This window comes from Brachybacterium sp. Z12, from assembly GCF_014400405.1.
In the GTDB taxonomy this organism is placed as follows: domain Bacteria; phylum Actinomycetota; class Actinomycetes; order Actinomycetales; family Dermabacteraceae; genus Brachybacterium.
In genome coordinates this window covers 1,145,722-1,158,173 of record NZ_CP060496.1, presented here as the reverse complement: position 1 = coordinate 1,158,173, position 12,452 = coordinate 1,145,722, and the positions used below count along the sequence as shown (strand labels likewise).

At 70.7% G+C, this 12,452-nt stretch carries 13 protein-coding genes and 3 pseudogenes; 1 reads left to right on the top strand and 15 read right to left on the bottom strand.

The genetic code is table 11. The features are described 5' to 3' along the window. Nucleotides 1–59 precede the first annotated feature (59 nt). From pyrH to rpsB, 3 genes are all read right to left on the bottom strand, one after another. Nucleotides 60–812: a UMP kinase gene (pyrH, locus tag H3H54_RS06220; RefSeq protein WP_262425943.1), complete on the bottom strand. Its 753-nt coding sequence runs from the start codon at nucleotides 810–812 to the stop codon at nucleotides 60–62. A 136-nt stretch (nucleotides 813–948) separates the two neighbouring features. Further along, the gene (gene tsf / locus H3H54_RS06215) at nucleotides 949–1,773 is read right to left on the bottom strand and encodes a translation elongation factor Ts (RefSeq protein ID WP_262425942.1); all 825 of its coding nucleotides are present in this window, start codon (nucleotides 1,771–1,773) and stop codon (nucleotides 949–951) included. A gap of 101 nt (nucleotides 1,774–1,874) precedes the next feature. Next, nucleotides 1,875–2,819, bottom strand: a complete 945-nt coding sequence (gene rpsB / locus H3H54_RS06210) for a 30S ribosomal protein S2 (protein WP_262425941.1) — start codon at nucleotides 2,817–2,819, stop codon at nucleotides 1,875–1,877. Nucleotides 2,820–3,277: 458 nt separating this feature from the next. Here rpsB and H3H54_RS06205 point away from each other — a divergent pair, with 458 nt between their 5' ends. Next, a complete protein-coding gene (locus H3H54_RS06205; RefSeq protein ID WP_262425940.1) occupies nucleotides 3,278–3,991 on the top strand; it encodes a M23 family metallopeptidase in 714 nt (237 codons plus the stop codon). Nucleotides 3,992–4,069: 78 nt separating this feature from the next. Here H3H54_RS06205 and H3H54_RS19495 read toward each other — a convergent pair whose 3' ends face one another. The 12 genes and pseudogenes from H3H54_RS19495 to trmD form a co-directional block, all read right to left on the bottom strand. Next, the gene (locus H3H54_RS19495) at nucleotides 4,070–4,285 is read right to left on the bottom strand and encodes a tyrosine-type recombinase/integrase (RefSeq protein ID WP_395963732.1); all 216 of its coding nucleotides are present in this window, start codon (nucleotides 4,283–4,285) and stop codon (nucleotides 4,070–4,072) included. A 137-nt stretch (nucleotides 4,286–4,422) separates the two neighbouring features. Next, nucleotides 4,423–4,758 (bottom strand): annotated as a pseudogene (locus H3H54_RS18740) (tyrosine-type recombinase/integrase); the annotation flags it as partial. Between the two features lie 76 nt (nucleotides 4,759–4,834). After that, nucleotides 4,835–5,083: pseudogene (locus H3H54_RS18735) on the bottom strand (site-specific integrase); the annotation flags it as partial. Between the two features lie 20 nt (nucleotides 5,084–5,103). Beyond that, entirely contained in the window at nucleotides 5,104–6,345 is a 1,242-nt protein-coding gene (gene dprA / locus H3H54_RS06195) for a DNA-processing protein DprA (RefSeq protein ID WP_262425939.1), read from the bottom strand. Next, nucleotides 6,342–7,877 (bottom strand): annotated as a pseudogene (locus H3H54_RS19490) (YifB family Mg chelatase-like AAA ATPase). The gene dprA and the pseudogene H3H54_RS19490 overlap by 4 nt, the downstream one beginning before the upstream one ends. Beyond that, nucleotides 7,877–8,155, bottom strand: coding sequence for a YraN family protein (locus H3H54_RS06185; RefSeq protein ID WP_262425938.1), 279 nt, complete (start codon nucleotides 8,153–8,155; stop codon nucleotides 7,877–7,879). Before H3H54_RS06185 ends, H3H54_RS19490 begins: the two are co-directional and overlap by 1 nt. A 349-nt stretch (nucleotides 8,156–8,504) precedes the next feature. Then, nucleotides 8,505–8,807: a DUF2469 domain-containing protein gene (locus H3H54_RS06180; RefSeq protein ID WP_262425937.1), complete on the bottom strand. Its 303-nt coding sequence runs from the start codon at nucleotides 8,805–8,807 to the stop codon at nucleotides 8,505–8,507. After that, on the bottom strand, nucleotides 8,804–9,661 hold the full coding sequence (locus H3H54_RS06175; protein ID WP_262425936.1) for a ribonuclease HII: 858 nt from the start codon (nucleotides 9,659–9,661) through the stop codon (nucleotides 8,804–8,806). Before H3H54_RS06175 ends, H3H54_RS06180 begins: the two co-directional genes overlap by 4 nt. Beyond that, nucleotides 9,658–10,428, bottom strand: coding sequence for a signal peptidase I (lepB, locus tag H3H54_RS06170; RefSeq protein ID WP_262425935.1), 771 nt, complete (start codon nucleotides 10,426–10,428; stop codon nucleotides 9,658–9,660). The genes H3H54_RS06175 and lepB (H3H54_RS06170) overlap by 4 nt, the downstream gene beginning before the upstream one ends. Nucleotides 10,429–10,529: 101 nt before the next feature. Beyond that, complete coding sequence (lepB, locus tag H3H54_RS06165) at nucleotides 10,530–10,991, bottom strand: signal peptidase I (protein WP_316249149.1); 462 nt, start codon at nucleotides 10,989–10,991, stop codon at nucleotides 10,530–10,532. Nucleotides 10,992–11,044: 53 nt separating this feature from the next. After that, nucleotides 11,045–11,395 (bottom strand): 50S ribosomal protein L19, encoded by a 351-nt coding sequence (rplS, locus tag H3H54_RS06160; protein ID WP_226849667.1) that lies wholly within the window; start codon nucleotides 11,393–11,395, stop codon nucleotides 11,045–11,047. A 312-nt stretch (nucleotides 11,396–11,707) separates the two neighbouring features. Further along, complete coding sequence (gene trmD / locus H3H54_RS06155) at nucleotides 11,708–12,448, bottom strand: tRNA (guanosine(37)-N1)-methyltransferase TrmD (RefSeq protein ID WP_262425934.1); 741 nt, start codon at nucleotides 12,446–12,448, stop codon at nucleotides 11,708–11,710. Nucleotides 12,449–12,452: the final 4 nt, after the last annotated feature.

Below are 12,452 nucleotides of genomic sequence, written 5' to 3'. Positions count from 1 at the left end.
TACGGGCTCCTGGCGTGTCGGCGGACGGCGGCGCCGCAGGTGCGCCGACCGACGCGGCATCACTCGGTGACGACGGTGCCGATCCGTTCGCCGCGCATGGCGCGCGTGATGTTGCCGGGGGCATCGAGGCCGAAGACCATCATCTGCTGGGCGTTGTCCATGCAGAGGCTGAATGCGGTGGAGTCCACGACCTTCAGTCCGCGCTGCAGGGCGTCGTTGTAGGTGACGTGGGCGAGCTTCTGCGCGTCAGGGTTCGTGCGGGGATCGGAATCGTAGACCCCGTCGACCCCGTTCTTCGCCATCAGCACCTCTTCGCAGCCGATCTCCAGCGCGCGCTGGACGGCGACGGTGTCGGTGGAGAAGTACGGCATCCCGGCGCCCGCACCGAAGATGACCACGCGCCCCTTCTGGAGGTGGCGCACGGCGCGCAGGGGGATGTACGGCTCGGCGACCTGACCCATCTCGATGGCGGTCTGCACGCGGGTGGAGACCCCGCGCTGCTCGAGGAAGTCCTGCAGGGCGAGGCAGTTCATGACCGTGCCGAGCATGCCCATGTAATCGGCGCGACGACGATCCATGCCGCGCTGGGAGAGCTCCGCTCCCCGGAAGAAGTTGCCTCCGCCCACGACGATGGCGCACTCGACGCCCTGTGCGACCCCCTCTGCGATCTCGCCGGCGATCCGGGAGACGACATCGGGGTCGACGCCGACGGCGCCTCCTCCGAAGGCCTCGCCCGAGAGCTTCAGGAGGACTCGACGTCCGTCCTCTCTCTGGGGGAGAACGGGTATCGGTGACGTGAACGTCTGGGTCATGTCGGTCCTTCCGCGCTGGGTCCTCGGTGATGATACCGGCGCGGCCCCGCACCGATGGTGCGAGGCCGCGGGGCGGTGGCCACGCTCACGCGCGGCCGGCGGGAGCCGTGCCCGTGAGGGCCGGCTCCCGGAGGCGTCAGTTGCCGACGCGGAAGCGGACGAAGCCGGTGACGGTGCCGCCGACCTCCTCCACGACCTTGCCGACGGACTTCTTCGGGTCCTTGGCGAAGGCCTGGTCCAGGAGGCAGTTCTCCTTGAAGAAGCCGTTGAGGCGGCCCTCGACGATCTTGGAGATCGCCTGCTCGGGCTTGCCCTCGTTCTTCGCGGTCTCCTCGGCGATGCGACGCTCGTCGGCGACCTGATCCGCGGGCACCTCATCACGCGACAGGTAGGCGGGGGTGAACGCGGCGATGTGCATCGCGATGTCGCGTGCGACCTCGGCGCCAGCCTTGTCGGTGGCCACCAGCACGCCGACCTGCGGGGGCAGGTCCTTGTTGGTGCGGTGGAGGTACTCGGTGACGGCCTCGCCGGAGACGCGGCCGATGCGACGCACCAGGATCTTCTCACCCATGGTGGCGCCGGCGTCGGTGAGCGCCTCGCCGAACGGGGTCGCGGCGAGCTCTTCGGGCTCGCTCGCGCCGGACTCGACGGCTGCGGCCACGGCCTCGTCGCCCAGGGCGACGAACTTGTCGTTCTTGGCCACGAAGTCGGTCTCGGAGTTGAGCTCGACCAGGGTGCCGGTCTGGCCGCCCTCGCTGTCGCGGATGTCGACGGCGATGAGGCCCTCGGAGGCGGTGCGGCCCTCGCGCTTGGCGATGCCCTTGAGGCCCTTGACGCGGATCAGCTCCACGGCCTTGGCCTTGTCACCGTTCGCCTCGTCGAGCGCCTTCTTGACGTCGAGCATGCCCGCGCCGGTCGACTCGCGGATCTCCTTGATGTCTGCTGCCGTGTAGTTGGCCATGTTCCTCTTCCTTGTGGGAGCTGCTACGGGAGGGGCGGGAGGCGGTGTGCGCCTCCCGTGGAGAGGCCCGGGAACGACGCTGTCGTTCCCGGGCCCGTGGGTCACTCGGCGGCGGGGGCCTCGGAGGACTTCTCCTCGGTGACCTCTGCGGCGGGGGTCTCCTCAGCCGGGGCCTCCTCAGCGGGGGCCTCGGCTGCCGGGGCCTCCTCCGCTGCCGGGGTCTCCTCGGCGGCGGCGACGGACTCCTCAGCGGGGGCGTCCTGCTGCTGGACCTCGGACTGCTTGAGCAGCTCCTGCTCCCACTCGGCCAGCGGCTCGACGGCGGAGACGTTCTTCTCGCCGCCGGTGGACTTCGCGTGACGCTCCTGCAGACCGGCTGCGACGGCATCCGCGATGACACGGGTCAGCAGGGTGACAGAGCGGATCGCGTCATCGTTGCCCGGGATCGGGTAGGTGATCTCATCGGGATCGCAGTTGGTGTCCAGGATCGCGACGACGGGGATGTTGAGCTTCTGCGCCTCATTGACGGCCAGGTGCTCCTTGTTGGTGTCCACGACCCACAGGGCCGAGGGCGCCTTGCCCATGTCGCGGATGCCGCCGAGGGTCTTCTCCAGCTTGTCCTTCTCGCGGCGCATCATCAGCAGCTCCTTCTTGGTGCGGCCGGAACCGGCCACATCCTCGAAGTCGATCTGCTCGAGCTCCTTGAGGCGGTTCACGCGCGCGGAGACCGTCTGCAGGTTGGTGAGCATGCCGCCCAGCCAACGCTGGTTCACGAAGGGCATGCCCACGCGGGTGGCCTGCTCCTGGACGGACTCCTGCGCCTGCTTCTTGGTGCCGACGAACAGGATGGTGCCGCCGTGGGCGACGGTCTGCTTGACGAAGTCGTACGCCTTGTCGATGTACGTCAGGGTCTGCATCAGGTCGACGATGTAGATGCCGTTGCGCTCAGTGAAGATGAAGCGACGGACCTTCGGGTTCCAGCGACGGGTCTGGTGTCCGAAATGAACGCCGCTGTCCAGCAGCTGGCGCATGGTGACGACTGCCATGATGGTGTCCTCTTGTTTCTCCGGCCCTGGGCTCACACGGCTCGCCTGTAGGCGTCCGCAGTCATCGCGCAGGACCTGCTTTCTCGGTTGTTCCCCCGCCACCGGGTGGTGTGGGGCCTGGTGCCCGGGTGCCGGCCGCCCCGGAGCGTCCCTCGCACGAGGTGCGGGAACCGCCGAGGACCGTTGGCCGGCGAGCCCTGGTGGGCACGCGAAGTCATCCGGACGGACCGGATGCTGAAGAAAGTCTATCCGACGCCGCAACCTGCCCGAGCGCGTCGTGCGTCACCTCGAGGGGACGTCGGCGCTGAGCGCGCGGCGCGGCGCGGCGACCGTTCCTCCACAGCTGCTCCTCGTCCACCGCCGGGTCTCATCGCCGGCGGCGCTGCCTCGCAGCGGCCAGTATGCCGCCCATGAGCCCGTTCCCCACCTCGACATCCACGACGACGTCCCCTGGCGCGGTGTCCGCCCCGCCGACGGTGCCCGCTGCGCGCAGGAGGGCCTGGCTGCTCCTGGCCCTCATATGCCTGCTGATGCTCTCCTCGATCCCTGGCCCCGCGAGGGCCGAGGCTCCGCGGTGGCAGTGGCCGCTCGCTCCGCCCCATCAGGTGCTCGCGCCGTTCGAGGCACCTGCCCACCGCTACGGCCCCGGGCACCGCGGGGTCGATCTCGGGGTCCCCGCCGGGCAGGTCGAGGTGCGCGCGGTCGAGGCCGGCACCGTGCGGTTCAGCGGGATGGTGGCGGGTCGCGGGGTGGTCTCGGTGGCCCATGCGGACGGGCTGATCTCCACCTACGAGCCGGTGCACGGCAGTCTGGAGAGGGGTGCTGCGGTGGAGGCCGGCACAGTGCTCGGCAGGGTGGAGGACGGGGCGGAGCTCTCTCACTGCCCGGAGGTGGCGTGCCTGCACCTGGGTGCCAGGCGTGGGGAGGACTACCTGGATCCGATGCTTCTGCTGGGCGTTCGGCGCCCGAGCGTGCTGCTGCCCTGGGCCGGGGGTCCCATGGGCGGTGACGGGGTCACGGCGTCCACCGGTGCGGGCCGCTCCGGCGTGGATCATCGCGAGGAAGCGCACGAGGCCCCGAGCAGCGAGGCGGGCCAGGCTGAGGCGAGGTCGCCGCGGTCGCAGGCGAGAGTCCTCCACCCGGCCGCTGCGCGCCGCGCCACAGTGGACTGAGCTCTCGGCCCGGCCCTCGCTAGCGGCCGCGTGCGGTGTCCGTCGGGCCCGTTCACGGGCCCGGGGAGAGGCGGGGGCTCAGGCGCGGGGGTGTGCCTGGTCGATCGTCCGACGCAGCCTGTCCGCGCTGACATGGGTGTAGATCTGGGTGGTCGCGAGGGAGGAGTGGCCCAGGAAGTCCTGCACGCTGCGGAGATCCGCCCCGCCTTCCACGAGGTGAGTGGCGGCGCTGTGGCGAAGGGTGTGCGGGGAGACATGGCGGGAGATGCCCGCATCGGCGGCATGTCGGTCCACCAGGGTGCGCACCGCCCGGTCACCGAGACGCCCCCGCGAGCGCCCAGAAACAGCGCGGCCCCGGCGCCTGCTTGCGAGCTCGCGCGCTCGAGCAGCACCGGCCGTCCGTCTCTTTCCCAGCGCTGGACGGCCTCGAGCGCGGGGATGCCGACCGGGACGATCCGCTCCTTGTCGCCTTTGCCTCGGACCCGGACGGTGCCCCGGCCATGGTCGATCCCCGAGCGGTCGAGGGCGACCAGCTCGGAGACCCGAAGTCCGGAGGAGTAGAGCAGTTCGAGCACCGCGGCGTCCCGGAGCTGCACTGCACGGTCCACGGGGTCCGAGGAGTCGGCGGGCCCCCGTCGCTCTCTCGCAGTGCGGGGGATGCTCCGATGGGCCCATGCCGTCGAGCAGCGCCTCGGCCTGGTCTCCGGTGAGCACGGTGGGCAGGTGACGGCCTCGCCGCGGTGCCCGCAGCCGGCCTCCGACGTCATGCGGGATGCGTCCGGTGGCCGCGAGCCAAGTGGTGAAGGTGCGCGCCGCGGCCGCGGAGCGTGCCAGGGTGCTCGCGCTGACACCGGATTCGGCGCGTTCGGCCAGCCACGAGCGCAGCGCGGCGACGTCGAGCTCCTCCCAGGCGATGCGCTCGGACTCCCGCAGATGCGCGATCAGCCCGGTCGCTTCCCGCCGATAGGCACGCACGGTGTGCTCCGAGCGGCCTCGTTCGAGGCGGAGGTGCGCGACGAAGTCCTCGATGACGGTGTCGTCATCGTGCTCGTGGTGGTTCGACCGGGTGCTCACGACCCCAGTCTCCTGCATCCGTGCTGTGGGCCGGCGCGTCAGGAGGACGGTGCGGCGCGTCGCACCCGCTGAGATGTCCGCTCCACGAGGCCCAGCAGCCCCAGTCGAGCCAGGGCGGAGTCGACCTCGTCCGCAGTGAATCCGATCTCGTCCGCGAGGCGTGCAGGGGTGATGGTGGAGCGTGGGGGCACCGCATCGAGAACCCTTCTGTCCGAGGGGCGGAGCAGATCCAGCTCGTCCTGCACCGCCCAGCTCCCCTCCCCCGCGGCCGGGCCTCCCGGGAGCAGGTCCAGCAGATCGGCTGGCTCAGTGATCAGGACTGCGCCGCGTTCCCTGATCAGCCGGTGACAGCCGGCGCTGGCGGCAGAGGTGACCGGCCCGGGGACAGCACCGACCGGTCGCGAGAGCTGGTCGGCGAGCCGTGCGGTCGACAGCGCGCCGGAGCGCCAGGAGGCCTCGACCACGATCGAGGCCTGCGACAGCGCGGCGATCAACCGATTTCGAGCCAGGAAGCGCCACCGGGTGGGGGCGGTGCCGGGTGGTGTTTCGCTGAGCAGCAGATGACGCTCTCTGATCCGTTCCAGCAGCTCGGTGTTGCCTCGCGGATAGAGACGGTCCAGTCCTCCTGCGAGGACGGCGATCGTCGCTCCCGCGTCCGTGGCGAGAGCTCCACGGTGAGCAGCGGCATCGATCCCGTAAGCACCTCCGGAGACCACGGTGCCGCCGCTCGCCGCGAAGGCCGCCGCGAGCGAGCTGGCGGTGTCCTCCCCGTACGGGGTGGAAGCCCGAGAACCGACGAGGGCGGCGCTGCGACCGCTGACGAGCTGATCGAGACGTCCCGGGCCCTGCACCCAGAGGCAGTGCGGGCGGGACTCCTGGAGATCGTCCAGTGCTCGGGGCCATTCGCTGTCCAGCGGGGTGATGATGCGCAGGCCGCGGCGTTCTGCATCCGCGAGCGCCTCGTCGAGACCGTGCGGCGTGAGCCGGGCCCGCCACCGGGCGAGCGCCCGGGCGGCGCGAGCTGGCGGATTCCCTGCTCCGGGATCGGAGGCCTGCGTGGGGAGCTGCCCTCCGAGAGCTCGCAGAAGGTCGGGTCCGCTGCCGTGACGGGCGAGTTCGAGGGCGTCGACCGGCCCGAGCACGGCGCAGGCGAGCATGGCGACCGCATCGGAGGGTTCGGCGATCAGGGACCAGGTGATCCGGGCGTGGCGTTCGCGCGTGGACTCCCACGCCGCGGCGGCTTCCTCGGAGGGCCCTTCGGAAGTGGTGGGGAAGCTCATCGTGGTTCTCCTTCGCGCAGGGTGAGGGCTTGTCCGATGTGTTCGGCGCCGGGTCGGTCGGTTCCATCGAGGTCGGCGAGGGTCCAGGCCAGCCGCAATACACGGTCGTGCCCACGCAGGGTGAGCCGTCCCTGCGCCACGGCATGGTCCAGCAGCCGGCGCTCGGAGGGCTCCGGGGAGAACTCCTGTCGCAGCAGCGAGCCGGGCAGATGCGCGTTCGTGCTCCAGGGCCGTCCCTCGAAGCGTTCGCGCTGGCGTGTGCGGGCTCTGCTCACCCGTTCGGCGATCACGGCACTGGATTCCGCGCCGTCTCCCTCGACGCGTCGGACGTCGACCGGGCCGACGCCGACCCTCATGTCGACCCGGTCCAGCACCGGCCCCGAGAGCCGCGAGCGGTAACGGCGCCGCTGCAGCGCCGTGCAGCTGCAGTCCTTGCCCAGGCCCCACGCTTTCCCGCAGGGGCAGGGATTGGCGGCCAGGATCAACTGGAACCGTGCCGGGTAGCGGGTGACCCCACGGGCCCGATGGAGGGTGATGTCCCCCGTCTCGAGGGGCTCGCGCAGTGCCTCCAGCACTCGGGACGGGAATTCGGGGGCCTCGTCGAGGAAGAGCACCCCGGCATGAGCTCGGGAGATCGCGCCGGGCAGAGCGAGGCCCGCCCCTCCCCCGACCACAGCGGCGGTCGAGGCGGTGTGGTGGGGGTTCTCGAACGGCGGGATGCGCAGCAGGCCGGCGCTGGCGTCGAAACGACCGGCCAGCGAGTGGACCGCGGAGACGGCCAGGGAGTCGTCGTTCTCCAGCGGGGAAGAATGCCGGGCAGACGCGAGGCGATCATGGTCTTGCCAGCTCCCGGAGGGCCGATCAGGAGGAGGTGATGCGCTCCCGCCGCGGCGACCTCGGCGGCGCGGCGAGCCTGGGCCTGGCCGATGACATCGGCGAAATCTGTGCGGTGCTCCCCGCTGCCGGTGCAGGGCCCTGGCGGAGCGGGGCCGCCGGCCCCATCACGGTGCAGAACGGGACATCGGCGCCGTAGCGGTGCAGCACGGCGGCGAGGTGTGCGGCGCCGTCGATCTCGAGCCCGTCGACGAGCCGCGCCTCCGGCAGGTTTTCCTCGGGGACGATGGCGCGCACTATGCCGTGCTCCCGTGCGGCAAGCAGGGCGGGCAGCACCCCGGGTATCGGGTGCACCCGTCCGTCGAGCCCCAGCTCCCCAGCAGCACGGTGTCCGTGGGCACGGCGGTCCCCAGGTCACCCTGGGCTGCGATGACGGCCACGGCGATCGCGAGGTCGAAGCCGGAGCCGTGCTTGGGGCGCCATGCCGGGGTCATGTTGACGGTGATGCGGCGAGGTGCCAGTCGGGTCCCGCTGCGGGCTGCCGCAGCGCGCACCCGCTCGCGGGCCTGGAGGGTGGAGGAGTCCGGGAGTCCCACCAGGCTGAAGGCCGGCAGGCCCGGGGACACGTCCGCCTCGACCTCTACCAGGATGCCGTCGAGCCCGGCGAGGCTGATGGAGAGCGTGCGGGCGTGTCCCATCAGGACACCGCCTCGAGATGCTCGAGGGAGAAGGTGCCGTCGAGGTGGGCGTGCACGGCCACGACATCGATCCGCACATCACGATGCGGGGTCGAGTGCTCCATGAGGTATTCGCCGGCCAGGCGGCGCAGACGTCGGAGCTTGTTGGGGGTGACGGCCGCCTGGGGAACCCCGGTGACGAAGGAGCGCCGAGTCTTGACCTCGACGAAGACGAGCGTGGTGTGGGCGAGCGCCACGATGTCGAGCTCTCCCTGGCGCAGTCGCAGGTTCCGCTCCACGATCTGCCATCCGCAGGCCTCCAGATGCGCTGCGGCGAGATCCTCCCCGACCGGCCGAGCTCGAGAGTCGACATGTCCCGCACCCGTCGCGGTGCGGGAACGGCGGTAGGACCGGCCTCCGGCGGTCTGGCGGCGGCGCCCAGGGCCCGGGACGGCCCCGGTTCGGAGACATCCTCCGATGTGTGGGGGCGGGAGCGCCGGGAGGCGGGGCGCCCGGCGGAGGGCTCGGGATGGGTGGCGAGACTGTTCATGCCGGCCAGCGTGGCCGGAAGTCACCGGAGGCGGAACCGGCACCCCGTTTCTGGGGACGGCGAGGGGCTGTGGAGGAGCGGTGCGCCGGCCGCTCGGCTCAAGGCAGCGAGATGTCCTGCTTGTTGAGCTCCTCGATGTTGACGTCCTTGAACGTCACCACCCGGACCGAGCGCACGAAGCGGTTCGAGCGGTAGATGTCCCAGACCCAGACGTCGGCCAGGCGCAGCTCGTAGAACACCTCGCCGCCACCGGAACGGACCTGCAGGTCCACCTGGTTGGCGAGATAGAAGCGGCGCTCGGTCTCGACCACGTAGGTGAACAGGCTGGCCACGTCGCGATACTCGCGGAACAGCTGCAGCTCGAGGTCGGACTCGTAGTTCTCGAGGTCCTGGGCGCTCACCGACGCTCCTTCCCATCCTGCGGGTACCAATGGTCGTCCCACAGTACGCCAGCGGCGGCGGGCATCGACGTCGCGACCGCCGCCTGCGTGGGCCGATTCTCCGGGACAGCCGCCGACGGCACCGGCAGGGCGACGGCCGGAACCGGGACCGGGATCGGCGCAGCGACAGGCGCAGGGACAGGGACGACTCCGGGAATGGCGGAGCCGAGGCGCCAGCTGCGGCGGTGGTGCTCGTGGGCGCCGAGCCTGTCGATCGCTTCCCGGTGTGCGGCGGAGCCATACCCCTTGTTGGAGGCCCAGCAGTACTCCGGTGCCATGGCGTCGAGCTCGACCATCCGTGCGTCGCGCGCGACCTTGGCCAGGATGCTCGCCGCTGCCACACTCGCGCAGTCACGGTCGGCGGAGACTCTCAGCTCTACCATCGGCGCCGGGCGGTCCGCCGTGGCGAGGGCTCCGGAGAGGACGTCCACATCACCGTCGAGCAGGATCGCGTCGATCTCGAGCGCAAGGCTCTCCAGTGCGCGCAGAGCGGCGCGGGTCAGTGCGGGCATGATGCCGACCTCGTCGATCTCGGCGGGGCTCGCCCAGCCGACCGATGCTCCGGCAGCGCTTGCGCGGATCGGCTCCACAAGGGCCTCGCGACGCCGTGCGGTGAGCTTCTTGGAGTCCCTCACGCCATCGGGAAGCAGCGGGGGCAGACCGTCGATGATCTCTATCGCGCAGGCACCGACCGCGACCGGGCCGGCGAGAGCGCCGCGGCCGACCTCGTCGATGCCCACGACGATGCGCCGTCCGGGCCCTCGGCGTGCGGCCAGCGCGAGCTCGAGTTCAAGAGTGGGGGCAGGGGTGCTCACGGCTCGTCCACGTCCGCGAAGGTCTCGCGACCGTCGTTCAGCCTCTCCCAGCTGCTGGCGGGCCAGAAGATGACCTCGGCGCGGCCGGTGATGTCGGACTCGTCGACGAAGCCACCTTCGCCCCTTGTCTCGTGCCAGGCGGAGTCCGCGGAGGCGTGTCGGTTGTCCCCCATCACCCACACCTTGCCGTCGGGGACGGTGACGTCGAAGGCGACCTGGCAGGCGGAGGTCTGCGGGTTGATGTACGGCTCGTCGAGCGCGGTGCCGTTGACCTCCAGCACTCCGCCCTCCTCCTCGCAGGCGACGCGGTCCCCAGGCAGGCCGATCAGGCGCTTGACCAGGTGGTCCTGGGAAGGATCCGGGGCCAGCCCCACCATGCTGAGCAGCATCATCACCCGCACCCTGGGGGTGGGGTTCTCGGTGGCGTCCCCGGGGATCCAGTCGTCGGGATCCTCGAAGACGATGATGTCGCCGCGTTGGGTGTCGAACACCCCGGGGCTGAGCTTGGAGACCAGGATCTTGTCGTTCTCGAGCAGCGTCGGGTTCATCGAGGCCGAGGGGATGTAGAACGGCTGGATCAAGAACGTTTTGACCAGCACTGCGATGACCAGTGCGACCGCCATGGTGATCAGCGTGTCGAGCCACAGCGGCATCCGCTGGCGGCGGTGGGTGCTCTCCCTGTCCCGCGCTGCGCCGGAGCGGTCCTCACCGGCTGCGGGGTCCGCAGATTCGGACACAGCAGGACGGGGGTCATCGGGCGCGTTCATCGCGGTGATCCTATCGGCAGATGCTGGACGTCACGGCGTGCTCCGACGCGACAGTGGCCACACGATGGTGTCCACCTCCCCCACCACGCGGTCGACGGGGATCATCCCCCGCCCGGCGCGCCGAGCAGGTGGCGCGAGTCGGTGGAGTCGGCGCGGTTGTCTCCGAGGACGAATACGCGCCCTTCGGGGACCTTCAGGTCGAATTCGATCTCGCTGGGGACGGTGCCCTCGGGGAGATAGGGCTCCACCAGAGAGGTGTCGTTCACGGTGATCGCGCCCTCTGCGTCGCAGCAGGCCACGCTGTCCCCGCCCACCGCTATGACACGTTTGAGCCAGTAGCGGTCGCCCTCGGCGGCGGAGGGCGCGAAGTATCCGCGGCCGTCGAGGACGACGATGTCCCCGCGCTGCGCCGTGCCGCGCTGGGAGCGGTCGGCCAGGACCACGTCGCCGGGTTCGAAGGCCGGCGCCATCGAGGCGGAGGGGATATGGAAAGGCTGGACGACGAAGTGTCGCACCAGCCCCGCCGTGATCAGCACCAGCACGACGCAGACGGCGGCGGCCACCACCGGGTGGGGCCGCCGCCTTCTGCGCGCGCTATGGCGTGACATTCCTGGGATCAGGAGTGGTCGCGCTTCTCCTTGATGCGGGCCTTCTTGCCCGTGAGGTTGCGCAGGTAGTACAGCTTCGCGCGGCGCACGTCGCCGCGGGTGACGACCTCGATCTTGTCGACGGTCGGGGCGTGGACGGGGAACACACGCTCCACACCGACGCCGAAGGAGATCTTGCGGACGCGGAACGTCTCGCCCACGCCGTGGCCCTGACGGCCGATGACGTAGCCCTGGAAGATCTGGATACGAGAGCGGTTGCCCTCGATGACCTTCACGTGCACCTTGACGTTGTCGCCGGCGCGGAAGGCGGGGACGTCCTCGCGCAGCGAGGCCTTGTCGAGCTCATCGAGCTTCTGCATGTTTCTTCTCCAGCCTCCGCCTCAGGTCGGACAGCTTCGTTCGTGGGGCTCCCGGTTGCTCGGGAGGCCCGCCATGAACTGTCGATCCGGCGAGGAGCGGACTCCCCGTACCGGTGTGCTGGGCCTCTGGCGGCGACTCCCATCGCCACGGACCTGCCCGACCGCTGATCGCGCCCTCCCCTGAGGCAGAGGGACGCGCGGTGTGCACAAGGGGTCATTCTGCCAGGGCGCTGCCTCTCACGGCAAGCCCCTGCCCCGCTGTCTCCGCTGGTCACAGCAGTCGCTGCTGTCGCCTGCGTCACGCGGCGGGGATCAGCGGGACGCGTCGGCCCCGCCGAGCAGGTCCGGGCGTCGCTCACCGGTGCGCTGCACCGACTGCTCCCGGCGCCAGGCCGCGATCCTCCCGTGGTCCCCGGAGAGCAGGATCGACGGTGCCTCCCGCATGACACCGGCGGGGTCGGTCCAGCTCGCGGGCCGGGTGTAGAGGGGGTATTCGAGCAGGCCCTCGGAGTGGGACTCCTCGACGAGGGACTCGGCGTTGCCGACCACACCGGGCACCAGGCGCACCACGGCTTCGGTGATGGCGAGCACCGCCACCTCTCCCCCGTTGAGCACATAGTCACCGAGGGAGGCGAGGGCGACCTCGCAGCCGATGTCGGCGAGGTGCTCGTAGACCCGCTCGTCGATCCCTTCGTACCGCCCGCAGGCGAAGATGATCCACTCGCACTGCGACCATTCCTGCGCGGTGGCCTGGGCGAAGGGGGTCCCTGCAGGGTTGGGGAAGACGATCAGCGGCTCGACGTCCGCGCCAAGGGCCTGCTGACCCTCCTTCCGCACCCCGGCGAAGGCCTCCGCCCATGGCTCGGGCTTCATGACCATTCCGGCGCCGCCGCCCAGCGGGGTGTCGTCCACGGTGCGGTGGCGGTCGTGGGTCCAGCTGCGCAGGTCATGGACCTGCAGATCGACCAGACCGTCACGGCGTGCCTTGCCGATGAGGGACAGATCGAGCGGTGCGAGGTACTCGGGGAAGATCGTGATGACGTCGATGCGCATCGAG